General features: G+C 60.1%; 24 protein-coding genes, 1 other RNA gene and 1 pseudogene. 6 read left to right on the top strand and 20 right to left on the bottom strand.

Features of this window, described 5'->3' with window-relative positions:
* Window positions 1-205 precede the first annotated feature (205 nt).
* From B5F12_RS05540 to B5F12_RS05455, 18 genes and pseudogenes are all read right to left on the bottom strand, one after another.
* Window positions 206-388, bottom strand: a complete 183-nt coding sequence (locus B5F12_RS05540; RefSeq protein WP_087231514.1) for a DUF554 family protein — start codon at window positions 386-388, stop codon at window positions 206-208.
* Entirely contained in the window at window positions 385-1,296 is a 912-nt protein-coding gene (locus B5F12_RS05535) for a bifunctional riboflavin kinase/FAD synthetase (protein ID WP_087231634.1), read from the bottom strand. The genes B5F12_RS05540 and B5F12_RS05535 overlap by 4 nt, the downstream gene beginning before the upstream one ends.
* A gap of 17 nt (window positions 1,297-1,313) precedes the next feature.
* Window positions 1,314-2,186, bottom strand: a complete 873-nt coding sequence (gene truB / locus B5F12_RS05530) for a tRNA pseudouridine(55) synthase TruB (protein ID WP_087231511.1) — start codon at window positions 2,184-2,186, stop codon at window positions 1,314-1,316.
* Window positions 2,187-2,203: 17 nt separating this feature from the next.
* Complete coding sequence (locus tag B5F12_RS05525) at window positions 2,204-3,154, bottom strand: DHH family phosphoesterase (RefSeq protein ID WP_087231508.1); 951 nt, start codon at window positions 3,152-3,154, stop codon at window positions 2,204-2,206.
* A gap of 2 nt (window positions 3,155-3,156) precedes the next feature.
* Entirely contained in the window at window positions 3,157-3,546 is a 390-nt protein-coding gene (rbfA, locus tag B5F12_RS05520; RefSeq protein WP_087231506.1) for a 30S ribosome-binding factor RbfA, read from the bottom strand.
* A gap of 18 nt (window positions 3,547-3,564) precedes the next feature.
* Window positions 3,565-4,485 (bottom strand): N-acetyl-gamma-glutamyl-phosphate reductase, encoded by a 921-nt coding sequence (gene argC / locus B5F12_RS05515; protein WP_087231503.1) that lies wholly within the window; start codon window positions 4,483-4,485, stop codon window positions 3,565-3,567.
* Between the two features lie 78 nt (window positions 4,486-4,563).
* Window positions 4,564-6,891 carry a translation initiation factor IF-2 gene (infB, locus tag B5F12_RS05510; protein WP_087231500.1) on the bottom strand — a complete coding sequence of 776 codons (2,328 nt, stop codon included), beginning with the start codon at window positions 6,889-6,891 and terminating at the stop codon, window positions 4,564-4,566.
* Entirely contained in the window at window positions 6,891-7,298 is a 408-nt protein-coding gene (locus B5F12_RS05505) for a hypothetical protein (protein WP_087231495.1), read from the bottom strand. Before B5F12_RS05505 ends, infB begins: the two co-directional genes overlap by 1 nt.
* Window positions 7,295-7,567 carry a YlxR family protein gene (locus tag B5F12_RS05500; RefSeq protein WP_087231492.1) on the bottom strand — a complete coding sequence of 91 codons (273 nt, stop codon included), beginning with the start codon at window positions 7,565-7,567 and terminating at the stop codon, window positions 7,295-7,297. Before B5F12_RS05500 ends, B5F12_RS05505 begins: the two co-directional genes overlap by 4 nt.
* Before the next feature lie 43 nt (window positions 7,568-7,610).
* Window positions 7,611-8,801, bottom strand: a complete 1,191-nt coding sequence (gene nusA, locus B5F12_RS05495) for a transcription termination factor NusA (RefSeq protein WP_087231489.1) — start codon at window positions 8,799-8,801, stop codon at window positions 7,611-7,613.
* 14 nt (window positions 8,802-8,815) lie between these two features.
* Window positions 8,816-9,262: a ribosome maturation factor RimP gene (gene rimP, locus B5F12_RS05490; RefSeq protein WP_087231486.1), complete on the bottom strand. Its 447-nt coding sequence runs from the start codon at window positions 9,260-9,262 to the stop codon at window positions 8,816-8,818.
* Between the two features lie 852 nt (window positions 9,263-10,114).
* On the bottom strand, window positions 10,115-11,404 hold the full coding sequence (locus tag B5F12_RS05485) for a glycosyltransferase family 2 protein (RefSeq protein WP_087231483.1): 1,290 nt from the start codon (window positions 11,402-11,404) through the stop codon (window positions 10,115-10,117).
* 260 nt (window positions 11,405-11,664) lie between these two features.
* Entirely contained in the window at window positions 11,665-13,413 is a 1,749-nt protein-coding gene (gene argS, locus B5F12_RS05480; RefSeq protein WP_087231480.1) for an arginine--tRNA ligase, read from the bottom strand.
* A 34-nt stretch (window positions 13,414-13,447) separates the two neighbouring features.
* A complete protein-coding gene (locus B5F12_RS05475; protein ID WP_087231477.1) occupies window positions 13,448-13,888 on the bottom strand; it encodes a DUF1934 domain-containing protein in 441 nt (146 codons plus the stop codon).
* Between the two features lie 16 nt (window positions 13,889-13,904).
* Window positions 13,905-14,720 (bottom strand): glutamate racemase, encoded by an 816-nt coding sequence (gene murI / locus B5F12_RS05470; protein ID WP_087231474.1) that lies wholly within the window; start codon window positions 14,718-14,720, stop codon window positions 13,905-13,907.
* A 164-nt stretch (window positions 14,721-14,884) separates the two neighbouring features.
* Window positions 14,885-16,285 carry a glycoside hydrolase family 32 protein gene (locus B5F12_RS05465; RefSeq protein ID WP_087231471.1) on the bottom strand — a complete coding sequence of 467 codons (1,401 nt, stop codon included), beginning with the start codon at window positions 16,283-16,285 and terminating at the stop codon, window positions 14,885-14,887.
* A 186-nt stretch (window positions 16,286-16,471) separates the two neighbouring features.
* Window positions 16,472-17,851 (bottom strand): annotated as a pseudogene (locus B5F12_RS05460) (PTS transporter subunit EIIC); the annotation flags it as partial.
* A 150-nt stretch (window positions 17,852-18,001) separates the two neighbouring features.
* Window positions 18,002-18,985, bottom strand: a complete 984-nt coding sequence (locus B5F12_RS05455) for a LacI family DNA-binding transcriptional regulator (protein ID WP_158096756.1) — start codon at window positions 18,983-18,985, stop codon at window positions 18,002-18,004.
* Between the two features lie 216 nt (window positions 18,986-19,201).
* Between B5F12_RS05455 and smpB the strand changes: the two genes are divergently transcribed.
* Both smpB and B5F12_RS05445 read left to right on the top strand, forming a co-directional pair.
* Window positions 19,202-19,663, top strand: coding sequence for an SsrA-binding protein SmpB (gene smpB / locus B5F12_RS05450; protein WP_087231465.1), 462 nt, complete (start codon window positions 19,202-19,204; stop codon window positions 19,661-19,663).
* Window positions 19,664-19,880: 217 nt separating this feature from the next.
* A complete protein-coding gene (locus B5F12_RS05445; RefSeq protein ID WP_087231462.1) occupies window positions 19,881-20,402 on the top strand; it encodes a peptidylprolyl isomerase in 522 nt (173 codons plus the stop codon).
* A gap of 84 nt (window positions 20,403-20,486) precedes the next feature.
* On the opposite strand, the gene B5F12_RS05440 is transcribed toward B5F12_RS05445, so the two are convergent.
* Entirely contained in the window at window positions 20,487-20,840 is a 354-nt protein-coding gene (locus B5F12_RS05440; protein WP_087231631.1) for a four helix bundle protein, read from the bottom strand.
* Window positions 20,841-20,931: 91 nt separating this feature from the next.
* Here B5F12_RS05440 and ssrA point away from each other — a divergent pair.
* Window positions 20,932-21,277, top strand: a transfer-messenger RNA (tmRNA) gene (gene ssrA, locus B5F12_RS05435).
* Window positions 21,278-21,536: 259 nt separating this feature from the next.
* On the opposite strand, the gene B5F12_RS05430 is transcribed toward ssrA, so the two are convergent.
* Window positions 21,537-21,890 (bottom strand): helix-turn-helix domain-containing protein, encoded by a 354-nt coding sequence (locus tag B5F12_RS05430; RefSeq protein ID WP_087231459.1) that lies wholly within the window; start codon window positions 21,888-21,890, stop codon window positions 21,537-21,539.
* Window positions 21,891-22,040: 150 nt separating this feature from the next.
* Between B5F12_RS05430 and B5F12_RS05425 the strand changes: the two genes are divergently transcribed.
* Genes B5F12_RS05425 through B5F12_RS05415 form a run of 3 tightly spaced genes read left to right on the top strand, consistent with a single transcriptional unit; the run spans window position 22,041 to window position 24,161 of the window.
* Window positions 22,041-22,544, top strand: a complete 504-nt coding sequence (locus tag B5F12_RS05425; protein WP_087231456.1) for a flavin reductase family protein — start codon at window positions 22,041-22,043, stop codon at window positions 22,542-22,544.
* A 28-nt stretch (window positions 22,545-22,572) separates the two neighbouring features.
* Window positions 22,573-23,262, top strand: coding sequence for a radical SAM mobile pair protein A (locus B5F12_RS05420; protein ID WP_022190736.1), 690 nt, complete (start codon window positions 22,573-22,575; stop codon window positions 23,260-23,262).
* Complete coding sequence (locus tag B5F12_RS05415; protein ID WP_087231453.1) at window positions 23,250-24,161, top strand: radical SAM mobile pair protein B; 912 nt, start codon at window positions 23,250-23,252, stop codon at window positions 24,159-24,161. The genes B5F12_RS05420 and B5F12_RS05415 overlap by 13 nt, the downstream gene beginning before the upstream one ends.
* The last annotated feature ends 332 nt before the right edge of the window (window positions 24,162-24,493 follow it).

Here is a 24,493-nt window from a genome sequence, read left to right as displayed (position 1 = left end):
TACAAAAGGCGAGCGGCAGACTTGTCGTTATTTTTTTAACAAATTTGCCGCAAAAAAATCCGGAATGTCGCTTCCTGCCATCCAGTATACTGCTTTCCAGGCCCATTTGCAAGGAATTTTCTTATAATTACCTGTACATTCCAAACGGTATTTTTTCCTATGTTTTTGTGCATAGTGCCCATTTTCAGAGCAAAAAATCGACAGCCTAGGACACCAGGCTGCCGATCACGTGAGAAATAGGGAAATACACCAGGGGCAGGAACATGGCGGGGAGCATATTCCCCACCTTTATCTTCTCTCTGCCCAGCCCCAGCATGTTGATGGCGATGCCCACAATGAGGGCGCCCCCCACCGCCGACATCTCCACAATCACCACCGTGGCGATCATCCCTCTGCCTCTCCCCTGGCGAAGAACGCCCGGGTCTGGTCTGCATTGCGGAAAATCTCCTGCTGGAGCTGCTCCAGGGCGTCAAACTTCCGCTCGCCCCGCAGATGGGTGTGCAGCTCCACCTCCATGGTCTGGCCGTACAGGTCGCCCTCGAAGTCCAGAATCCAGGGCTCCACGGTGACCTGGTTGGAGTCGTCCACCGTGGGGCGCACCCCCACATTGGTCACCGCCAGGTGGGTCCCCCCTGCCACATGCACCCGGGTGGCGTACACCCCGAAGGCGGGCACCAGCACATTGGGGGGCAGCACCAGGTTGGCGGTGGGAATGCCCAGAGTGCGGCCCAGCTGCTTGCCGTGGACCACGGTGCCGCTGATGAGGTGGGGGTGACCCAAAAAATCACAGGCCCGGTCCATATCCCCCTGGGCAATGAGCCCACGGATGTAGGTGGAGGAGACGGTGATGCCGTCCATCTGCACCGGGGGAATGATGGTGCAGCCAATGCCCATCTCCCCGCAGATCTCCCGCAGCCGGTCCACGTTGCCCTCTCCCTTGTAGCCGAAGTGGTAGTCGTGGCCCGCCACCACGTGGACGGCCCCCATCTGCTCGGACAGGATGTGGGTGGCAAATTCCCGCCAGGGCATCTCCATCATGGCCCGGTCAAAGGGGAGCACCAGCACCTCGTCGGTGCCGTAGTACCGCTTCATAATGACGGCCCGCTCCTGGTGGGTGTTGATGAGGGGGGTGGGCTCACCCCGAATCAGGTCCCGGGGGTGGTGGTCGAAGGTGACGGCGGCGGCAATGGCTCCCCGCTCGTCCGCCAGCTCCCGGGCGGTGCGCAGCAGCGCCCCGTGGCCCCGATGTACCCCGTCAAAAAAGCCCAGGGCTATGACTCGTTGTTTCTCTGCCATGATGGTTCTCTCTCCGTTCAAGTGGGTTGAAAAAAGCGTTTGACCATGAGGAGCTTCCCCTGCTCCACCCGTCCCAGGGCCAGGAATTCCTCCTCCGGCCCGTAAATGCGGTAGGTGCCGTCTTGAGCCTCCGGCTGACACACCTGAGCGCCGTGGCGCACCCGGTCTGCCCCCCGCTTGCCCAGGGTGAGGGCGGGGTGGTCCGCAAAGAGGGAGTCGATGGGCCGCAGCAGCCCCGCCGGGTCCTCGCAGGCCAGTACCTCAGCTAGAGGATGGGCCTCCTGAAGGGTAAAGCCGCAGGCCATGGTGCGGCGCAAAGAGCTCATGCACCCGCCGCAGCCCAGAGCCGCTCCAATGTCGTGGCACAGGGTGCGCACATAGGTGCCCTTGGAGCACTTCACCCGGATGGTAAACTCGTCGGGGGCGATCTGCCCCTCCAGGGTGAGGGCATGGATGGTCACGGGCCGGGCGGGCCGCTCCACCTCTCTCCCCTTCCGGGCCAGCTCATAGAGCTTCTTACCATTGATCTTAATGGCGGAATACATGGGGGGTACCTGGAGAATGTCCCCGGTGAACTGGGGCAGCACCGCCTTCACCTGCTCGGCCGTCACCGCCACCGGGTGCTCTTCCAAGGTGTTGCCGCTGGTGTCCTGGGTGTCGGTGACCCGGCCCAGCTTCAGCCCTGCCACATACTCCTTGTCCCCCCGCTCGGCAAATTCCACCGCCCGGGTGGCCCGGCCCACAAACACGGGGAGGACTCCGGTGGCCATGGGGTCCAGGGTCCCGGCGTGTCCAATCCGCCGCTCTCCCAGCACGCCCCGCAGCTTGGCGCACACATCCATGGATGTCCAGTCCTGGGGCTTGTCAATGATGATAATTCCGTTGGGCATCCTGTGTTCCTCCCCGGTTACTTACGGTTTAATTCCTGGTCGATGGCCTGCAAAATGGCGGCCTTGGCCTCCTCCACGCTGCCCATGACGGTACAGCCAGCGGCGGCCTTGTGTCCGCCGCCTCCCAGATGGGCGCACACGGCGCAGGCGTCCAGGTAGTCGGCGTTGGTGCGCATGGAGATCTTGCACTCTCCCCGCTTCAGCTCCCGGATGGTGGCGGAGTGGCGCAGTCCCTCCAACTGACCCACAAAGGCGGCGATGTCCTCGGTGTCGTCGTTGGTGGCTCCGGCCTTGGCCATCACGTCCAAGGACAGAGTGGCCACCGCCACGGTATTGTCGTGGCACAGGTAGAGGCCCTGGAGCAGCAGGCTCTCCAGGCGCATCCGGGCCACGGACTTGGTGCGGAAGTGCTTTTTGTTCAGGCGCTTGAAGTCAATGCCCTGCTCCATGAGCCCCGCCGCCACCCGGTGGGTGTGGGGGGTGGTGTTGGCGTAGACAAAGCACCCGGTGTCGGTGGACACGGCCACATAGAGGGGGGTGGCGATGGTCTCGTCCATCACCCCCAGGTCCTGGGCGATCTCCCACAGGATCTCGCCGCAGGCGGCCTTGTCCGCCTCCAGGCAGGTCTCCTTTGCAAAGAACTCCTGGGAGGGGTGGTGGTCGATGGCCAGGTCAATGCGCTCCACATAGGGCTGGGCATTGGGGGGCAGCAGCCCCAGGGTGGCCACGTCCACGCTCACCACCGTGTCCGGGGTGTACCCCTCGGGGGCCTCCACCCCCTCCAGGTACTCCCGGAACAGGGCGGTGGCGTCCAAGCTGGGGAGCAGCCAGGCGGTCTTGCCCATCTTGCGCAGCAGGTGGCACAGGCCAACGCCGCAGCCGATGGTGTCCCCGTCGGGGCGCTTGTGGGTCAAAATGAGATAGTTGTCGTGCTCGGTGAGAAACCGAGCCGCTTCCTGGTGGGTCATGCTCAATCCTCCTCGTCCAGCACGATGTGGGCGTTGGCGGGGTTGGCGGGCTTGACCACGTTGGGGTCCCGGAGCATCTCCAGGATGTGGGCGCCGTGGTCGATGGAGTCGTCCCGCTCGAAGATGAGCTCGGGGGTGTGGCGCAGGTTCAGGGCCCGGCTCAGTTCCCGGCGCAGGTAGCCCCCGGCGGACTTGAGCCCCTTCATCACTCCGGCCACCTCGGTCTTGTCCAGCACGGACACGTAGACCTTGGCAAAGTGCAGGTCGGGGGTGGTCTCCACACGGGTCACAGAGATGAGGCCAGTGACCCGGGGGTCCTTCACCGTGGGGATGAGAGCGGACAGCTCCCGCTGAATCTCCTCGTTGATACGTCCCAGGCGATTGCTTGCCATAGTGTTTTCCTCCTTTGGTTACAGGCTCAGACCACAGGTCTCGTCAAAGCCCAGCATCAGGTTCATATTCTGCACCGCAGCCCCGGACGCACCCTTGCCCAGGTTGTCAAAGACGGCGGTGACGGCGGTCTGCCCCTCGTGGCCGTACACCACCAGACGCATGGTGTCCTTGCCGGAGAGGGCATTGGAGTAGATCATGGGCGCGTCCCCGCCCAGAGGGGCCACGCTCACCAGGGCCTGCCCGGCGTAGTGCTCGCACAGGGCCTCATGGGCCAGCTTGGCGTCCACCCAGGGCAGCAGCACGGTGGTGGCCATGCCCTGGGGGTAGTCTCCCACCACAGGGGCAAACACCGGGGCCCGGTCCAGGCCGCAGATCTTCTGCATCTCTGGCAGGTGCTTGTGCTGCAAGGTCAGGCCGTAGATGCGGCAGCTATCATAGCATGCCTCCCGTCCCTCCTGCTCATACTCGGCGATCATGCTCTTGCCGCCGCCGGAGTATCCGGTGAGGGAGTAACAGGTCAGGGGGAAGTGGGCGGGAATCACCCCCCGCTGCACCAGGGGGTACACCGAGGCGATGAAGCCGCTGGCGTGGCAGCCGGGGTTTGCCACCCGCTTGGACCGGACGATGTTATTTCGATGGTTCTCGGACAATTCCGCAAAGCCGTAGTCCCAGTCGGGGTTGGTGCGGTGGGCGGTGGAGGCGTCGATGATGCGGGTGTTGGGGTTGTCCACCAGGGCCACCGCCTCTTTTGCCGCCTGGTCCGGCAGGCACAAAAACACCAGGTCGGCGGCGTTTAAAAGCTTTTTCCGCTCCTCCACGTCCTTGCGCTTGTCCTCCTGGATGAGCAGCAGCTCAATGTCGCTGCGCTGGGCCAGCCGGTCATAGATTTGCAGGCCGGTGGTGCCCTGTTTGCCGTCAATGTATACTTTGGGCTTCATATTACCACTTCCAGTTTGAAATATGGAATGTGGGGGCAGGCGAGTTGCCGCCCGCCCCCACACAAAAATAGAGCGTAATTACTGCTGCACCTGCTCCATCTGGAATGCCTCGATGATGTCGCCCTCCTTGATGTCGCTGTACTTTTCAATGCCGATGCCGCACTCGTAGCCACGGGCCACTTCCTTGACGGAGTCCTTGAACCGCTGCAGAGAGTTCATGACGCCCTCGTGGATGACGATGCCGTCGCGCACCAGACGAATCTGGGCGTTGCGGGCCACCTTGCCCTCGGTGACGTAGCAGCCGGCCACGATGCCCACGCCGGTGATCTTGTACACCTGGCGCACCTCGGCCTCGCCGAGGGCCACTTCCTTGAACTTGGGAGCCAGCATGCCCTTCATGGCGGCCTCGATCTCCTCGATGGCCTGGTAGATGACCCGGTACATGCGCATATCCACGTTGTTGCGGTGGGCGGAGTCGGCGGCGTTCTTGTCAGGACGCACGTTGAAGCCCACGATGATGGCGTTGGAGGTGGTGGCCAGCATCACGTCGGACTCGTTGATGGCACCCACGGCGCAGTGGATGACACGCACCCGCACCTCGGCGTTGGACAGCTTCTCCAAGCTGGCCTTCACAGCCTCGGCAGAGCCCTGGACGTCGGCCTTGACGATGATGTTCAAATCCTTCATCTCGCCGGCCTGAATCTGGCTGAACAGCTCCTCCAGAGACACCTTCTGCTTGGCGTGGCCGGTGGTGGCGTTCTTCATCTCTTCCTTTCGCTGGGCCACCAGCTCACGGGCCATGCGCTCGTCGGCCACGGCGTGGAAGTCGTCACCGGCGCCGGGCACTTCGCCCATACCGATGATCTCCACAGGCACGGAGGGGCCGGCCTCGGTGACCTTGTTGCCCTTGTAGTCGGTCATGGCACGGACACGGCCCACGGCCATGCCGGCGATGATGACATCGCCCTGCTTCAGGGTACCGTTCTGCACCAGCAGAGTGGCCACAGGGCCGCGGCCCTTGTCCAGACGGGCCTCGATGACGGTACCGTGGGCGGTACGGTTGGGGTTGGCCTTCAGCTCCCGCATCTCGGCGGTGAGGGTGACCATCTCCAGCAGGTTGTCGATGCCCATACCGGTCTTGGCGGAGATGGGGCAGATGATGGTGTCGCCGCCCCAGTCCTCGGCCACCAGGCCGTACTCAGTGAGCTGCTGCTTGATGCGCTCGGGGTTGGCGGTGGGCTTATCCATCTTGTTGACGGCCACGATGATGGGAATCTCAGCGGCCTTGGCGTGGTTGATGGACTCCACGGTCTGGGGCATGATGCCGTCGTCGGCGGCCACCACCAGGATGGCCACGTCGGTGACCATGGCGCCACGGGCACGCATGGCGGTAAAGGCCTCGTGGCCGGGGGTGTCCAGGAAGGTGATGGGCTTACCGTTGACCTCCACCTGGTAAGCGCCGATGTGCTGAGTGATGCCGCCGGCCTCGCCGGAGACCACGTTGGCGTGACGGATATAGTCCAGCAGAGAGGTCTTGCCGTGGTCCACGTGGCCCATGACCACCACCACGGGGGCGCGGGGCACCAGGTCCTCTTCCTTGTCCTCGGAGACGTCAATGAGCTTCTCCTCGATGGTGACAATGACTTCCTTCTCCACCTTGCAGCCCAGCTCCATGGCGATGAGGGCGGCGGTGTCGTAGTCGATGATCTCGGACAGAGAGGCCATAATGCCGTTCTTCATCAGGCACTTGACCACCTCGGCGCCAGTCTTCTTCATGCGGCTGGCCAGCTCGCCCACCCCGATCTCGTCGGGAATCTTCACGGTGAGGGGGGTCTTCTTGGCAATCTCCAGCTGGAGGCGGCGCATCTTCTCCGCCTCTTCCTGCTTGCGCTTGTTGCCAAAGTTCTGTCCACGGTTCTTGCCGCCGCGGTTCTGGAACTTCTGCTTGCCGGTCTGCATGCGGTTGGCCTTATCGGGAGCCAGGTCCTCCAGACGCTGGTCGTACTTCTCCAGGTTCACCCCGCCGCCCTTACGGGTGTCCACAATCTTCTTCTCGGGGGTGCGGCTGTGGGGCTTGTGCTCGACGGCCTTGGCAGGCTCCTTCTCGCCCTGCTTGGCAGGGGCGGCCTGCTGGGCCTGGTTGCCCTGGGCCTTGGCGGCGGGAGCCGCGGGCTTCTTCTCGTGGTAGACGTCGGCGTAGATGCTCTCAATGGACGCCACCTGGTTGTTCTGAGTCAGGTGCTCAAAAATCACCGTCAGTTCCTTGTCGGTGAGGGTCTTGGTGGGAGAGACATTGCTCATCCCGTGCTGGGCCAGCACACCCACAATTTCCTTGGGCTGTACCCCAAAATCCTTGGCCACGTCACGGGCGCTATATTTCGTAAGGCTCAAATCGGCCACCTCCATCAGTTCGCGTTGCGTGGGGTGCGACGACGCCCCACAGTTTTGGTTTGTTTTCCACGGCTGGACTCTGCCAGGGCCTGGGCCAAGGGCTCCAGGTCGCCGTTGGTCTGGGCCAGGTCCGCCACCACCGCTGCGGCAAGCCCCTTATCGGTGAGCGCCGCCACGGCGCAGCTGTTGCGGCCCAAGGCCGCCCCCAGCTCCTCCTTGGTGCAGGGCAGAGCCACCAGCTCCACTCCCGCCCGTTGGGCCTCTCGCCCGGCCCGACGTACCGTATTCTCCGCAGCGTCGGCGGCGTGGAGCACCAGGCGGGCCCGGTGGGTCTGGCAGGCCTCCCCCACAGGGAGCTCACCCACCGCCAGGTTGTTGCCCCGCAGGGCCAACCCCAGCAGTCTCAATGCCTTCTGGCTCACGGCGTCTCACCCGCCTTCATCTGCTCCTCCAGGGCCTCATACACCTCTGGGGCAATGGGGGCGGAAAAGGCCCGCTCCAGGCTCCTGGCCTTCTTGGCCCGGGCCAGACACTGCTGGTTGGGGCACACATAGGCCCCCCGTCCCGGCTTCTTTCCCTTGAAGTCCAGGGAGATCTCCCCTTCAGGGGAGCGCACCACACGAATGAGCTCGCCCTTGGGCTTCATCTCCCGGCAGCCCAGGCACTGGCGCATGGGTATTTTTTTCGGCATTCTCCTTCACCCCCAATGATTCATGTTCGGTGGGGCGGGAGGCTTACTCCTCCTCGCCCATCAGCTCCTCGGCCTGCTCAGGCTGATCCTCTACGACCTCCACGGGCTCCTCAGCGGTCTCCTCCATGAGCTCCTCGGCGGGCTCGGGGTCACTGGCGGGCCGGATGTCGATCTTCAGGCCGGTGAGGCGAGCAGCCAGGCGGGCGTTCTGGCCCTCCTTGCCGATGGCCAGGGACAGCTGGTCGTCAGGCACCACCACACGGCAGCGCTTGCCGGGCTCCAGCTCCACCACGCTGAGCACCTCGGCGGGAGCCAGAGCGGCAGCCACATACTCGGCGGGGTCCTCGGAGTACTTGATGATGTCCACCTTCTCGCCCCGCAGCTCTTCCACCACGGCGTTGACCCGCTGGCCCTTGGGGCCCACGCAGGCGCCGATGGCGTCCACGTTCTCGTCCTCGCTCCACACGGCCAGCTTGGTGCGGCTGCCTGCCTCACGGGAGATGGACATGACCTGCACGGTGCCGTCGTAGATTTCAGGCACTTCCAGCTCAAACAGGCGCTTGACCAGGCCGGGGTGGGTGCGGGAGATGACCACCTGAGGACCACGGTTGGCCTGGCGCACCTCCACCACATACACCCGGATGCGGTCGCCTTCCTTGACCACCTCGCCGGGCACCTGCTCGTCGGCGGAGAGGAAGGAGTCGGTGAACTCGGACCCGGAGGTCAGGCGCACGGACACAGAGCCGTTGCGGGCGTCCACACGGGTGACCACACCGGAGATGATCTCGTGCTCCTTGGCGGAGAAGGCGTCGAAAATCATGGAGCGCTCCGCCTCCCGCATACCCTGGACGATGACCTGGCGGGCGGTCTGAGCGGCGATACGGCCGAAGTTCTTGGGCTTGATCTCAATGCGCAGCACGTCGCCCAGAGCCACCCGGGGCAGAGCCCGGCGGGCGTCGGCGATAGCAACCTCAGTGTTGGGGTTGGTCACTTCCTCCACCACTTCTTTTTTGACAAACATGCGCACCGAGCACTTCTCTTCATTGGCGTCCACGATCACGTTGTCGGTGATCCCGGCGTGGTCCCGCTTGTAGGCGGCCACCAGAGCCTGGGTGATCTTGTCGATCATGTAACTTTTGGGAATGCCCTTTTCCTTCTCAATGTCGGAGATGGCGGCAAAGAATTCCTTGGCGTCCAGCTCCATGCTCTTTGCAGCAGTCTTTTTCTTGGCCATATCAATGAACTCCTTTAAAATGTGACGTGGAGACGCACCTGCGCCACGTCCTTTTTCTCAAACGTCTTGTCATCCACGGTGACGTTGCCGTCCCCGTCGCAGCCCACCAGGGCGCCGGTGTACTCCTTGCGCCCGTCCACGGGGCGGTAGAAGCGCACATCCACCTGCTGTCCGGCGCAGGCGGCAAAGTGCTCGGGCTTTTTCAGGGGGCGGTCCAGCCCGGCAGAGGACACCTCAAAGGTGTAGCTGCCCTGGATGGGGTCGGCCTCGTCCAACAGATCGGACAGGGGTCGGGACACCGCCTCGCAGTCGTTGATGTCCACACCGCCCTCTTTGTCGATGTAGACTCGCAAAAACCACTCTCCGGCCTCCTTGACGTACTCCACGTCCCACAGGGTGCATCCGGCCTGCTCCACGATGGGCTGTGCCAGCTGGGCCACCACGTCGGTCACTTTTGCCATGTTCACTCAGCTCCTTTCCTGATGTCCGAAAAGAAAGAGTGAGGCGGATGCCTCACTCTTACCTAAACTACCCTACTTACGATAGCAGTATACCATACCCCTGCCTGGATTGCAAGCCCCCAAGGCGCACAGATGGAAAAATCTCTGTGGACTTTGGCCCACGCCTTTTGGTGAAGAAGCTGGTGCTTCTTCCAGTTCTCAGGCGCAGCCTTTCTCCCCTGGCGAGGGGAGACGCGCTCCGCTGGGGTGACTTTCTCCCCGATGAGAAAGTCACCAAAGAATCGCCAAAGGAGGGGCCTTCCCCCTCCTTGTGGAATCCACCCCGCGGTACTGGATGTCCCTGCGTCCTTCTCGTTTCGGCCCTTGGGCTAGTGGGGTCACATAGATGGCGTGGAAATTCTACCGAAAGCAACGACTCCTCTGTGTGGGTGTACTTCTATTGCCAGGGCCTAACCCTGGTGAGCCGCTGTTCCCAGCTAACGAAAGCCTGGCTTCCGGCGGCGGGAACGCCGCTTCTCCAGGGTAGGCCCGGCCATGGAAACCGCCTGGTTATAGGGCCAGCTACCCAAGGTGGCCTGGTGTGGTGGCAGCGACAGGGGCCACAGCAAGGGTGACGGGCCGAACCTAGTCTTGACGCAGGGCCAGCCTCGTACCCCAGGGGGGTACTTAGGGGGGAACGCCCTAAGCGGGTTTTGGTTCCTTTTGACCGAGCAAAAGGAACCCCAAGCGGGAAGCGTCCCCACCAGGCTGGCAAGCCTATGCCTTGAAACAAGAGAAGTCCAATTTCTCCCTGACATCCACGTTCAAAAAACAACTCCCTGGAGCTTACACCCCAGGGAGTCATTTTAAACGTTAAGTCAAAGAGCCATTCTTGGCCTTCAAGCTGGCCGAAGAGTTGTGGCGAATGGGCTTCCACTCCACTCGGCGCACCAGAGCGGCCAGAGAGATGGGGATATAGGTGAGCATGAACAGAGGGAAGGTAAAGAGATAAATCACCTTATCCACAGCCCGGGCATGGATGGCCTTCCACTCCACCGCCAGGGTCACAGCGCCGTAGAGGAGCATGACCAGGTAGAAGTTGAACAGGTTATCCATGACAAAGAGCAGGGAGTCCTGCACCAGCTCGGTGGCCACAATGCGGGGCTCGGTGAGGGCGGACAGGAAGATGAAGATGTTCACACCCAGCACGCCCATGGTCAGCAGCATACCGGGAGCCACGGTCATCATCATGTCGTAGCAAGCGAAGCGCCCCTTCTTCTGGGTAAAGCAGCCCCGGAACAGGCCTCCTATGTAGCGGGCAGCCACCTGATAGAAGCCCTTGGACCAGCGCATCCGCTGGGTCCAGGACTGCTGGAAGGTGGTGGGCTGCTCGTCATACACCACAGCCTTGTCGCAGTAGCCAATGCGGCGGCCCTGGACGGCGCAGTCAATGGAGAACTGAATGTCCTCGGTGAGCAGGTGGTAGGGCCAGCCGCCGTTGTCCCGCACCACCTGGGCAGAGACCAGGAAGCCGGTACCGGAGATGGCGCAGCCCGTGCCCATCTGCATGCGGGAGAAGTTCAAGAAGCGGGCCTCACGGAGGAACCACAGGGAGTAGCCGGCGGAAATCCAGTTGGAGGCGTAGTTCTTGGAGTTGCGGTAGCAGGTGATGGCGGCATAGTCGCCGGAATCGAACACATTGTTCATCTCCCGCACAAAGGCAGGGTCCACAATGTTGTCCGCATCAAAGACAAAGTAGCCGTCATAGACTTCGCCCTTCCCCTCCTCTTCCAGGCGGTGGAAGAACCAGTCCATGGCGTAGCCCTTGCCCACCCGCACCCGATCAAAGCGCTCATAGACGTGGGCGCCAGCCTGGCGGGCCACCTGGGCGGTGGCGTCGGTACAGTTATCGGCAATCACATAAATGTCCAGCAGTTCCTTGGGATAGTCCTGCTGTTGCAAGCTTTCAATGAGCTCACCTATGACCTCTTCTTCGTTACGGGCGGAGATGAGCACTGCATATCGGTGAAGCGTCTTGGCCTGCCCGGACACCGGATACTTCCGGCGCAGCAGTCCCACCACGACGTAAAACGCCTGATATGCATACAAGACCGCCAAGATCAAGGTGAGTACGCCGCAGAATTTCTGTAGCATCATCAACATAGTTCACACCTCATATCCTTTTCTTCGTTCTTTTTCATTCTTCTATCTCCAACCCATCGGTCTCCACACCGATCGGTTGTACTACTCTATTCCCTTTGGACGCAACTTGCAAGGGGTTGTTCCATTTCTTAATAGATTCTTTAGAACTTCTCCATATTATATTCATAATCTATAAAAATCCAAAGGCTCTTTTGTGCACTTTTTCAAATCCTCCGCAAAAATCCGCCCTCCTGTTGCAAGCCGGAGGGCGGAAGCGGGACTTACATTTTTTCCGGAGCGGTCACGCCCAGCAGTCCCAGGCCGTTGGCCAGCACCAGACGCACGGTGTGGGCCAGCTTGAGCCGGGCTGCCTGCACCTGGGGCTCCTCCCCCTTGATGCGGCAGGCGTTGTAGAAGCGGTGGAAGTCCCCGGCCAGACCGGTGAGATAGCGGTTGATGCGGCTGGGGTCGTAGTGCTGGGCCGCCTGGGCGATCTCGTTGGGGTACTGGGCCAGAGTCTTGATGAGGCCCCGCTCCTCCTCGGTGGAGAGCAGAGCGGCGTCCACGTCGGCACAGGCGGGCACCTGCACGCCCTCAGCAGCCAGGTTGGCGATGAGGGAGCAGATACGGGCGTGGGCGTACTGGACGTAGTAGACGGGGTTGTCGGCGTCCTGACGCACAGCCAGGTCCAGGTCGAAGTCCAGGGGGCTGGTGGAGGCCCGGTTGTTGAAGTAGTAGCGGGCGGCGTCCACGCTGATCTCGTCCAGCAGGTCGTGGAGGGCGATGGCCTTGCCGGTGCGCTTGGACATCCGCACGGGCTTGCCGTCCTGGAGCAGGTTCACCAACTGCATGAGCACGATGACCAGGCGGTTGGAGCCGTCCAGGCCCAGGCCGTCCAGAGCGGCCTGGAGACGGGCCACGTGGCCGTGGTGGTCAGCGCCCCAGACGTTGATGACCTTGTCAAAGTGACGCTCTTCGAATTTGTTGCGGTGGTAGGCGATGTCGGCGGCAAAGTAGGTGTAGAAGCCGTTGGCCCGGCGCAGCACGTCGTCCTTCAAATCCAGCTTATCCACCTGCTCCTGACTTCTGCCTTCCCGCAGGTACTTCTCCTTCAAAAGTCCGGTGGTGTCCAGCCACAGAGCCCCGTCCTTCTCGTAGGTCCAGCCCTTCTGAGCCAGCAGGTCCACGGTCTGGGCCACATAGCCAGAGTTGTGCAGCTCGGACTCCAGGAACCACTGGTCGTACTCGATGCCGTACTTGTTAAGGTCGGCCTTCATCTTGGGGATGTTGCGCTCCAGGCCGAAGGCGCTCATGTCCTCCAGCCACTTCTCCTCGGGAGCGTCCTTGTAGCTGTCGCCGTGGACAGCGTAGAAGGCCTGAGCCAGCTCCTTGATGTCCTCGCCCTGGTATCCCTTCTCGGGGAACTCGTAGCCGTCCTCACCCAGGATGATCTGCATGTACCGGGCGTGGATGGACTGGGCGAACTTGTGCACCTGGTTGCCGGCGTCGTTGACGTAGAACTCCTTCCAGGTGTTGTAGCCCACCCGGGAGAGCACGTTGGCCAGGGTGTCACCCAGCACGCCGCCACGGGCGTTGCCCATGTGCATGGGGCCGGTGGGGTTGGCGGAGACGAACTCCACCATCACCTTCTGGCCGTGGCCCACGTCGCTGGAGCCATATCCGGCGGGGTCCGCCTCCACCGCACCCAGCACCTGCTGGTACCAGTTGGGGGAGTAGAAGAAGTTCAAAAAGCCGGGGCCGGCAATCTCAGCCCGCTGGAACAGAGTGCCCTCCAGCTCCAGGTTGTCCAGAATGATCTGGGCAATGGCGCGAGGGGCCATCTTCAATGCCTTGGCCCCCGCCATGGCAAAGGAGGAGGCAAAGTCCCCGTTTCGGCTGTCCTTGGGCACCTCTACGGTGCCTCGGATGGTCTCACCCTGGGGCAGCAGGCCCTGGGCGGCGGCCTTCTCATAGGCCTTCTGGGTCAATTCCGCCACCTGGTCCCGGGCGGTCTGAATCAAATTTGCCATGGTTATTCTCTCCTTTGTAGTCTAACTCCGCCTGTCACTGAGCAATAGACGGGTCCTTTTTCACGTTCATGCGGAAGATGTTCTGACCCGCCAGCAGATGGTCGATCTCAATGGCGTAGTCGATCTCCAGGTCTCCCCCGGCCTCACCCAAGGTGGAGCGCATACGCCGGGTGAGGATACCCACGGACAAAGAGCCGTAGGGGGTCTCGTACATGGACAGGTGGCGCTGTCCCTCTTCAAATACCATCTGGGAGTTGATGCTCCCCTCTCGCAGCAGGGTCACCCGGGGGCCGTCCACCCGCACCACCGTGGTGGTGCCCTCCAGTCCGGTGAGCTCGCTCTCCTCGTAGGAGATGGTGTAGCGCCCCTCTCCCTCCTGGTTGAGCACGCCCGCCGTCACCAGCTCCATCTCATCGGGTCCGCCCTCGGCGCTGACCTGGGTGCCTTTGATGGAAATAATCACATTGTCTGTCATGGCTCCCGTCCTCCCATTAGTACACGGTGATGTCAATCTGCTCCACGTCCCCGGTGACGTCCTCACCCAGGAACATGGAGGCCAGGGCGGCAAAGTCCCCGGTGCTGTCGCTGACGAAGTAGCGGTGGCTGCCCTTCCGGTCCTGAGGGGCCAGCTGGTCCCGGCCGGAGAGCTGTCCCATGACCCAGCGGGCGCACTCCGCGCCCACGTCCACCAGCTCCACCTCAGGGCCCATACAGGCCCCAATGACCTCTCGCAGCAAGGGATAGTGGGTGCAGCCCAACATGAGGGTGTCCACCTCCTGGGCCTTCACCTCTTCCAGGTACTCCTTCACCACCGTCTCCACCACGATGTCGCCGGGGTGGAAGCGGCCGTTTTCCACCAGAGGCACAAAGAGGGGGCAGGCCCGGGCGGTCACCTGGGTGCCAGGGCGCAGGGCATCCAGCGCCCGCTCGTAGGCTCCGGAGCGAATGGTGGCCTGGGTGCCGATGAGCCCCACCTTGCCGTTTTTCGTGCGATGGGCGGCGGCCCGGGCGGCGGGCTCCACCACCCCGTACAGGGGCACGGCATACTGCTGGCGCAGAGTGTCCAGAGCGGTGGTGGACACGGTGCCGCAGGCAATGACAATGGCCTTGGGGTCAAAGGTGCTCAAAAAGGCCACGTCCTGCTGGGCGTACTTGATGATGGTCTCTTTGGAGCGGCTGCCATAGGGCACCCGTCCGGTGTCCCCGAAGTACACCAGATCCTCCTGGGGCATCCGTCGGGCCAGCTCCCGCAGGGCGGTGAGGCCGCCCAGGCCGGAGTCAAACACTCCAATGGGACGTGTATCCATCCGACGCCCCTCCTTTCCTTCATATGAAACCATAGTATTATATGTCATTCTTAACCGAAAAACAAGTGGTGATTTGCCACAGAATCCCCCCTCTTTCCCCTCTCCTTTTGCTAAAAAAGCGGATGCACCCAGGAAGGAGTGCATCCGCTTGTCCGGTCATCGGTTTAACCTTCAGCTTGGGTCACCGGCATGGCGCCCATCTCCCACACCCGGGCCTGAGCACCTGTGATGGCAATGCCCTGGGCCTCCGGCTGGGGATAGTAGCGGGTGGACAGCACCTGCTGGCCATCGTTGAGGAAGATCTCCAGGCTGGAGCGGTCCCCCAAGATACGCAGAGCGTTCAGCTGGTCCACCGCCACCCGGCGCAGGGTGCGTCCCGCCCCCCCCTCCAGGAAGGAGAGGGTCACCAGCCCCGGCTGCCACTCCAGCACGGCGGCGTCCCGGAACACCATCCGCCCGCGGGGCTCTGTCATGGCCTCCAGGTCAAAGACCTGGGCCTGATGGGCAGGGATGGCAGCTCCCCGCAGAGCCGTGACCTCCACGGCGGGCAGGCGCACCAGCCGGTCCCCCTGCCGCCGCAGCTCACAGGGCACGGTGAGGCAGTGCTGCCAGCCGCGCTGGGTGGTGGGGTTGGTGTAGTCGGCGTCGGGCATGCCCATCCAGCCGAACATCAGGCGGCGGTCCCCGTCCTGGAAGGTCTGGGGGGCATAGAAGTCAAAGCCCAGGTCCATCTCCACGAACTCGCCCAGGGAATACTCCCCCCGGAAGTCACCGTGGAGGGGAAAATAGCCGCAGGAGTACACGTTCTGGAACCGGGTCTCCTCGTGGGGCACCCCCTGGGGCGAGCACACCAGGAACCACTGCCCGTCCACACAGAACAGGTCGGGGCACTCCCACATGTAGCCGAAGTGGTGGGGGGTCTTCAGGGCCTGGAGGAAGGTCCAGTTGAACTTGTCCGTGGACTCGAACACCAACAGCTGGCCGTGGTCGTCCAGGGTGCGAGCCCCCTGGACCATGTAGTATTTCCCGTCCTGAGCCCACACCTTGGGGTCCCGGACGTGGCAGGTCAGGCCGTCGGGGTAGTCTTTATTCTCCATCAACAGGGTGTTGGACTCCACTGTCACCCCGTCTTTGGACACAGCCAGGGCGGTGTTGTGGCCCCGCCCGGCCTTGATGTAGTCGTAATTTCCGGCGTGTTTCACGTTTCCGGTGTAGTAGAGATACAGCGTTCCGTCCTCCACCAGGGCGGAGCCGGAGTACACCCCGTGGATGTCCCAGGGCTGGTCCGGGTAGAGCATGACGGGCAGAGCCTCCCAGTGGAGCAGGTCCCGGCTGCGATAGTGGCCCCAGTGCTTCACCCCTCCGGTGACGTCAAAGGGCCCGTATTGATAAAACACGTGGTACCAGTCCCCGCATCGGCACAGGCCGTTGGGGTCGTTGAGCCACCCCACCGGGGGCATCAGGTGAAAGGTCTGGCGGAAGGGGTCTGCGGCCGCCTGGGGTCCGTCTTCCCGTTCCACCCGGGCCACCAGCCGCTCCAAATCCCGCTGCAATGCATTACTCATGGTATTGTGGTCCTCCTCATTCAGCGCTTATCGTTGTCGGTTTCCAAAAATCCAGGCGCCCCAGGGAATCTTCCCAGAGGCGCCTGGAAGAGGGAGGGCTCAGACTGCGTCTTCTCCCTGGCCCGCCGCCAGCTGGGCGGAGGCAGGAGCCTGCTCCACAGCCTGTTCCGGCTGGGCGTCAGGTTCCTCTTCCTTGATGCCGAACATCCAGGATAGGACGAAGGCCACGCCAGTGGCAATGCCGATGGTGATAAGGTACTGAACCGGGCGGTGCAGGTGGAGCAGCACGCCGAAGATACCGGTGACGCCGGTGCCGGTGGCACCCAGCCCCACAATGGAGGCGTACAGAGCGCCGCAGGCGCCGCCGATGGACCCGGCAATGAAGGGCCGCAAGAAGCGGAGATTTACGCCGAAGATGGCAGGTTCTGTAATGCCCATGAACGCCGACAGAGAGGCGGGCAGGGCCATGGACTTGAGTTTCTTGTTGCGGGTCTTCAGGGCAACCGCCAGAGCAGCGCCGCCCTGGGCCACGTTGGCGGCCGAGGCCAGGGGCAGCCAGAAGGTCAGGCCATACTGGCCCAACTGCCCCAGGTCGATGATGGTGTACATGTGGTGGATGCCGGAGACCACGGTGGTGGCATACAGGCCGCCCATGACAAAGGAGCCGATGCCCAGGGGGATGGCGATGAGCCACTGCACGCCGTTGATGACGAAGTTCTCCACGGTGGTGAACACGGGGCCGATGGCGGCCAGAGTCAGGTAGCCGGTGACAAACACGCTCACCAGCGGGGTGACAAAGAGGTCAAACATGGGGGGTACGACTTTGTGTAGCTTCTTTTCAATGGTACACATCAGCCACACAGCGATGATGACGGGAATCACGTGGCCCTGATAGCCCACCAGTGGCACCTCGTACAGGCCGAAGAACACTTCCTGGTAGGTGTGCACCCCTTCGGTGGCCACGGTCCAGGCGTTTTGCAGGTTGGGGTGGAGCATAATCATGCCGATGACCGCACCCAGGAAGGGATTGCCGCCAAAGACCTTGGCCGCGGAGAAGGCGATGAGAATGGGCAGGAAGGTGTAAGCCACGTTGGAAAACAGATCGGCAAACACAAACAGAGAGCTGCTGGTGTCCAGAGCCAAGAATCCGTTGTTGGTCATGAACTTCAGCGACTCCATGATGCCCATCAGGAAGCCGGAAGCCACAATGGCGGGGATGATGGGCACAAAGATGTCGCCCAAGGTCTTAATGGCACGCTGGAACCAATTGCCCTTCTTGGCTCCCTGAGCCTTTGCCTCGTCCTTGCTCACCGCAGCGGTGCCGGACAGCGCAATGAACTCTGCGTACACCTTATTTACCGTACCAGTGCCCAGAATGATCTGGAGCTGGCCCTGTGCCTGGAACACGCCCTTCACGCCGTTGGCGTTCTCCAAGGTCTTCTTGTCCACCTTCTTGTCGTCTGCAATCACCAGACGAAGCCGGGTGGCACAGTGGGCTGCGCTGACGACATTTTCCGATCCGCCAACGGCATTGAGAATTTCCACTGCTGTCTGCCTGTAGTCCATAAATCTCCTCTCCCTTGTTCACGATTTTCGATGAAACCAGAATGAAATCGGTTTCATCCTTGTTGAATCTATCATATCACGAATTTAGGGGGAAATCTATTGTTCTACCGGGAGAACGCAACTTCAATATCTTGTCAGTTCCACAAGGTTTCACAAAACACCGGTGGAAGCTCGCTCCATGATCTCGTAGCCCAGGCACACGTTGCGCACCCCGGCTCCCTGGCTGCGCAGCAGCCGCAGCAGCAGCTGGGCGGCCTCCTGGCCGCTGGTCTCGTAGTGCAGGTGGGCGCTGGTGAGCGGGGTGGCGGTGACCTGTCCCAGGGTGGTGTCACCCACTCCGGCGATGAGCACGTCTTTGCCCACCCGGAGCCCCAGCTCCCGGCAGGCCTGCATGGCGCCAATGGCGATGGCGTCGGTGGCGCAGAAAATGCCGTCGGGGCGGCGGGCCTGAATCAACGCCTTGGCCTGGACATAGCCCTCCTGCATCCGGAAGCCGGACACACACATGTCCTCGGTGCGCACGGGCAGCCCGGCCTGGCGCATGGCCTGGACATAGCCCTCCCGACGAGACAGGCCGGCGGCCCGGTCCTGGGCCGTGACCCCGATGTACGCCGGGTGGCTGCCCCGCTGGATGAGTAAACTGGTCAAATCACGGGCAGCGCCCAGGTCGTCGTGGTAGACGCAGCTGTACCCGTCGTACTGCTGGGCCACAATCACCACCGGCATGTGCATGCTTTTCAGCACAGCCCGGTGCTCGGGGGTGAAAATGCTGGCCAGGAAGATCACCCCGTCTACTCCACTCTGGCGCAGGGCGTCCAGATATTCCACCTCACGCTCCGGGCGGTTGGCGGTGTTGGCCAACAGCATCCGGTAGCCCTTGTCGCCCAGCACCAGGCTGATGCCGTCCACCACCCGGGCGGTACTCTCGCCGCTGAGCCGGGGCAGCACCACCCCGATCTGCCGGGTGCGGCGGGTGCGCAGACCCCGGGCCGCCTCGCTGGGGGAATATCCGGTACGGCGCACCGCCTCCTCAATGGCGGCTCGCTTCTCGGCGCTGAGGTATCCGTTGTTAAAGTATCGGCTGACCGCTGTTTTGGAAACTCCTGCCAACGCTGCAAATTCGGTAATGTTCATACCCATTCCCCTTTCCAGGTCTGCGACGGCCCCTTCCCGCCATCTTCCTCTCTTGTTACCTCTATCTTAACCATACTCCCATAATTTTGTCAATGGAAGGGGAAGGATTCCCGGCACAGAACGGGCTTTTTTTACGCTTTCTCCCCCCTTCTCCCCCTTGCAGGGTGGGCAAATCCGTGGTATACTGTTACCCTGCCCAGAGAGGAGGTGTCCCGGGTGGGAAAGCAATCGGTGAAACAACTGGCCTCGAACCGAAAGGCCTTTCACGACTACTTCATTGAAGACAAATACGAAGCCGGCATTGAGCTGTGCGGCACGGAGGTTAAGTCCATCCGCAAGGGAAATGTGAACCTGAAGGACTCCTTCTGTATTGTCAAAGACGGAGAGATGTTCCTCCACGGGATGCATGTCTCCCCCTATGAACAGGGCAATATCTTTAATAAGGACCCCCGGCGCACCCGGAAGCTGCTGCTGCACAAGCGGGAGATTCTAAAGCTCCACGCCAAGGTCCAGCAGGACGGGTACTCCCTCATTCCCCTGTCGGTCTACCTCTCCGGTCCCCGGGTGAAGGTGGAGCTGGCAGTGGCCCGAGGCAAGAAACTGTATGACAAGCGAGAGGCGGCCGCCAAGCGGGACGCCAAACGGGAGATGGACCGTGTTTCCCGCGGACGTTATTGAGGACCTGTCATTATAAGCGATCAAACATCGCCTGAACGGACCTTTTCCCGCCAGACTGCGTTGCTTTCCCTTGTCATACACAAAGTATGACTTCGTAAAAGCGCCTTGTCTGACAGAAAAATCTCTCGTCCATTCGATATTCTCTGCCTATAAGGCCAGGTCCTAGGGTATCAACCCAATGACATATTAAATTAATATACGGAAAGGGGAAATTCCCATGGCTCAAAATCCCATTGTCACCTTTGAAATGGAGAACGGCGGCATCATGAAGGCCGAGCTGTATCCCGAGGTGGCTCCCAACACCGTCAACAACTTCATCTCTCTGGTGAAGAAGGGCTTCTACAACGGCCTCATTTTCCACCGTGTCATTCCCGGCTTCATGATTCAGGGCGGCGACCCCCAGGGCATTGGCATTGGCGGCCCCGGCTACTCCATCAAGGGTGAGTTTGCCCAGAACCGCTTCAAGAACGATCTGGCCCACGACCGTGGAGTGCTGTCCATGGCCCGCTCCATGCGGCCTGACTCCGCCGGAAGCCAGTTCTTCATCATGGTGGAGAAGGCTCCCCACCTGGACGGCGCTTACGCCGCCTTCGGTAAGGTCATCGAAGGCATGGAAGTGGCCGACGGCATCGTGTCCGCCAAGCGGGACTACAACGACAAGCCTCTGGAGGACCAGCGCATGAAGGCGGTCACCGTGGAGACCTTCGGCGTGGAGTATCCCGAGCCCGAGACCCTTTAAATGAATAACGAAGAATGAATAATGAAGAATGCAGGCCCTTGGGCGTGTTATTCTCCCAGGGCCTGCATCTTTTCGTTTCATTCTTTATTTCTGATCTCGTGCAGTTCGTACACTGGAAATGAGTAATCGTTTCAGTTCCAGGCAATCCTCATTGAGGGACTTTCCCATGGACTCCTCCAGATAATTGGTCTGGGTGAGCAAAAGCAGCCAATATTCTGTCTCTGCGGCCTCCTTGAGTGCAATTTGCAGCTTTGCCGCAAAATCTACTTTACTCTGACCGTAATTTGCCTCGTAGATGTTGGCCCCGATACTGGTCCCGGAACGCAGAATTTGCTTGGAAAGGATATACTCTTTCTTTTGTTCGGTTAAATATCGGTACAGCCCCACGATACGTACTGAGAACGCCAAAGATTTCGTCTTCAACAAATTTTCTTTCATCTTCTCCCTCCCTGACGCTATCATAATATAGCACACCAGTTCTTTCAACAACCCATTCTTCATTTTTCATTATTCATTCTTCACTTGAAATGGGGGCGTACTGGTTTCGACGGGGACTAGGAAGCAGGATAAGCGGGTGGCGGCGCCCAGCCGCCTTAAAATGGGCAACTTATAAATTAAAGAACAACGATAACGTCGTTCTCGCCGCTGCTTAATGCGGCCGTCCCTGCCGGAAGGACCACGAGCCGGCCGGGGCGTCATGTTAGTGGTGCCCGTGCGTACGGAAAGAGTTGACCGTGCCACGCATCATGACTCTACCAACCTGCGCAGTGTGACGATTCACGGCGTGGGAAGGGAATGTAAATAACCGTCTGCACCCGGAGAAAGTCCTGTGGAATGGTTTTCGGACAGGGGTTCGACTCCCCTCGCCTCCACCAAAGAAGCACCGCAATTTTGATACAATGGGTATCAAGGTTGCGGTGCTTTCTTTTTGCCCAAAAGCCCTGATTTCAAGTGCTTTCTGGTTTTTGAGGTATCTGCTGCTGCTCGGCAGAATGATAGCCCATCGCCAATCCAGTCCGCAAAGGCACCGGATTGCCGTGGGCTATCGTACAAATTCCAGACGGGGCATGAGATGCTTGAATAAGAATCAATTTTATTAAAAAAGGGGGCGGAAGGCTTCCGTCCCCTTTACTTTTAAGGAATGTATTTCATCCCCCACTGTGAAATAGCATAAAACACCGGCAATAAGTCCTGCCCTTTCTCTGTGAGGAAATATTCTACCCGCAGCGGCATCTCATTATATTGAATGCGCTGCACCAGTTCATCCTTTTCTAATTCTTTGAGGGCATTTGTCAGCGCCGTATTGGTGATTGGCTTTAGTCCCTTTTTCAGTTCACCGAAACGCATGGGGGATTTAATACAAAGCTCATAGAGAATTTGCAATTTCCACTTTCCCTGGAGCATCTGCACCACCGGCATGACAGGGCAGTTTCCACCCTCGGTAAGAATGATGTCGCTTACCTTTTCTTTGAACTCCTCGTAAGTCATTGTTGATTCCCCACTTTAGACAGGTATTGTTTTTGATACCAGGTAAAAACAATTTGCATACTTGATTTATTATGACAATCAAGTATAATAATTGTACCAATAGAAGCTGGATATGTCAATCTCCAAATCACTCTGAAAGGATGAAACACGATGAGAGAACTGAACATTATGGAGGCCACTGTCTATTCTTCCCCCAATCCGCTGACTTTGATCTGTTCTTTGAATGAAGATGGCACCACCAACCTGGCCCCCATCTGCTTTGTCTCCTATCTCTCTTTCAACCCGCCGATGGTGGGATTCGCCGCCGGAAAGCAGTCCCACACCGGCAAGCGTGTGCGCGAGACCGGAAAAGTCATCATCACGGTCCCCGGTGAAAGTCTGGCTGGCGCAGTGATGGCCTGCGGCACCTCCACCGGCGCCAAGTTAAACAAGGTGGCCGAAAATCACATCGAAATGAAGTCGGTGGACGGCAGCGACATTCAGATTCCAGCGGACACCCGTCTGGCTATGGCGGCGACCCTGCAGCAGTCCGTGGAGGTGGGCGACCACATCCTGCACATCTGCCAGGTGGACAAGTTCCTGGGCGATGAGGACAAGAAAGGTCTGTATGCTTGGAACGGCTTTGGAAAGGTCGCATCTGCGGCAGAAGGTTGAATCTTAAAGCAGGAAGGAGGCGTCAGCGGTGGCCATCTGCATCAAGGACTGTATTCAGAATATGAATCTGGTGATCGGCTGTCCCATTGGCTGCAGCTACTGCTACGCCAGAAACAATGTCCGCCGGTTCCACATGATCGACGACTTTGAAAAGCCGGAGTTCTTCCCAGGTAAGCTGCGGCTGATGGAGAAGAAGCGTCCTCAAAATTTCCTGCTCACCGGCATGAGCGATTTTGCCCACTGGCAGACAGAGTGGCGAGATCAGGTATTTTCCAAAATGGCTGAAAATCCACAGCACCAGTATCTGTTCTTGACCAAGCGGCCGGAGGACATCGTCTTTTCCACCCCATTAGACAATGCCTGGTTCGGCGTGACTGTGACTTCCAGCAGGGAGAAAGGCCGCATCCAGACTTTACGGGAGCACATCCGCGGCGGGCATTACCATGTGACCTTTGAACCCATGTTTGACAACATCGGTACAGTAGACCTCACTGGCATCGAATGGATCGTCATTGGTACTGAGACTGGACGCAGGAAGGGCAAGGCCGTCTCCAAACCGGAGTGGGTGTGGAATTTGACTCATCAGGCTCACGCACTTGGTACTCCTGTGTTCATGAAGGAAGATCTGCTTCCTATCATTGGCGAGGAAAGCATGACACAAGAGCTGCCCCCGGCCTTCTGCCGGGTATTGGAGGAACAGAAAGCATGGCGGAAATAGTGGAAAGCGGTGTCCTGATCCGGGATGTGGAAACGAAAAACATCATGACCAAATCCACCCTTCCAGTGGGCGGCTATTCGGTGAACCCCTATGTAGGCTGCACCCACGGCTGTAAGTACTGCTACGCCTCGTTTATGAAGCGGTTTACCGGGCATACCGAACCATGGGGGACCTTTCTGGATGTGAAACACTGGCCTGCCATTAAAAATCCCCGGAAGTATGCCGGGCAGCGTGTGGTCATCGGCTCGGTGACAGACGGATACCTGCCTCAGGAGGAGCAATTCGGCAACACCCGCAAGCTGCTGGAGCAGCTGAAAGGCAGCGGAGCGGAGATCCTGATCTGTACCAAATCCGACTTGGTGGTGCGGGACATCGACTTGCTGAAAGAGATGGGAAAAGTCACTGTTTCCTGGTCGATCAACACGCTGGATGAGGGTTTCAAAAATGACATGGACAATGCCGTCAGCATCCAGCGGCGGTTGGACGCCATGAAGCAGGTCTATGATGCAGGCATCCGCACCGTGTGCTTTATCGCTCCGGTTTTTCCCGGTATCACGGATTTCGAGGCCATCTTCCACCGGGTGAAAGACCAGTGCGACCTGGTGTGGCTGGAAAATCTGAATTTGCGGGGCGGCTTCAAAAAAGACATCCTGGCCTATATTCAGGAGAAATACCCTGACCTCATGCCGCTGTACAACGCCATCTATACCAGAGGAGACAGGGGCTATTTCCGGGAGTTGGAGGAGCGGGCAGAGCGCCTTGCGAGAGAATATGATTGTCCCTTTGTGGACAACGAACTCCCCTACGGCCGGGCAGAGCCGGGGCATCCGGTCATCGTGGATTACTTTTATCACGAGGAAGTGCGCGGCTCGGAGAACACCGGCCTTAGAAATCGGTGAACCCCCTTGACGCCAAGTGAACCTCCTAACGCAAAAGGGGGTTCATTTGTATCACAATTAGGGTCATTTGCCAAAAGAAAAGCACCTGCCTCGGCAGGTGCTTTTCTTTTGGTACCCGCAAGCTTATTTCCATGCTCGGCGGAAGTCAATTCCGCTTGCGCCAAGGTTTTCGCCTCTGGCGAAAACACTTGTACGGCGCAAAAGCACCAACGGCCAGAAGGCCGCTATTTGTTTTTGTACGTTCGGGATTTTTACTTTCACTGGCCTGTGGGTTTTGTTCTGTTACGGGTGCTATTGAACAATTCCCCAACAAATTTTAATTTTGTGCACAA

This window comes from Pseudoflavonifractor sp. An176 (assembly GCF_002160435.1).
GTDB classification, from domain to species: Bacteria; Bacillota; Clostridia; order Oscillospirales; family Oscillospiraceae; genus Enterenecus; species Enterenecus faecium.
Note: the sequence above shows the minus strand (reverse complement) of the source record. Positions and strands in the feature narration are given on the sequence as shown.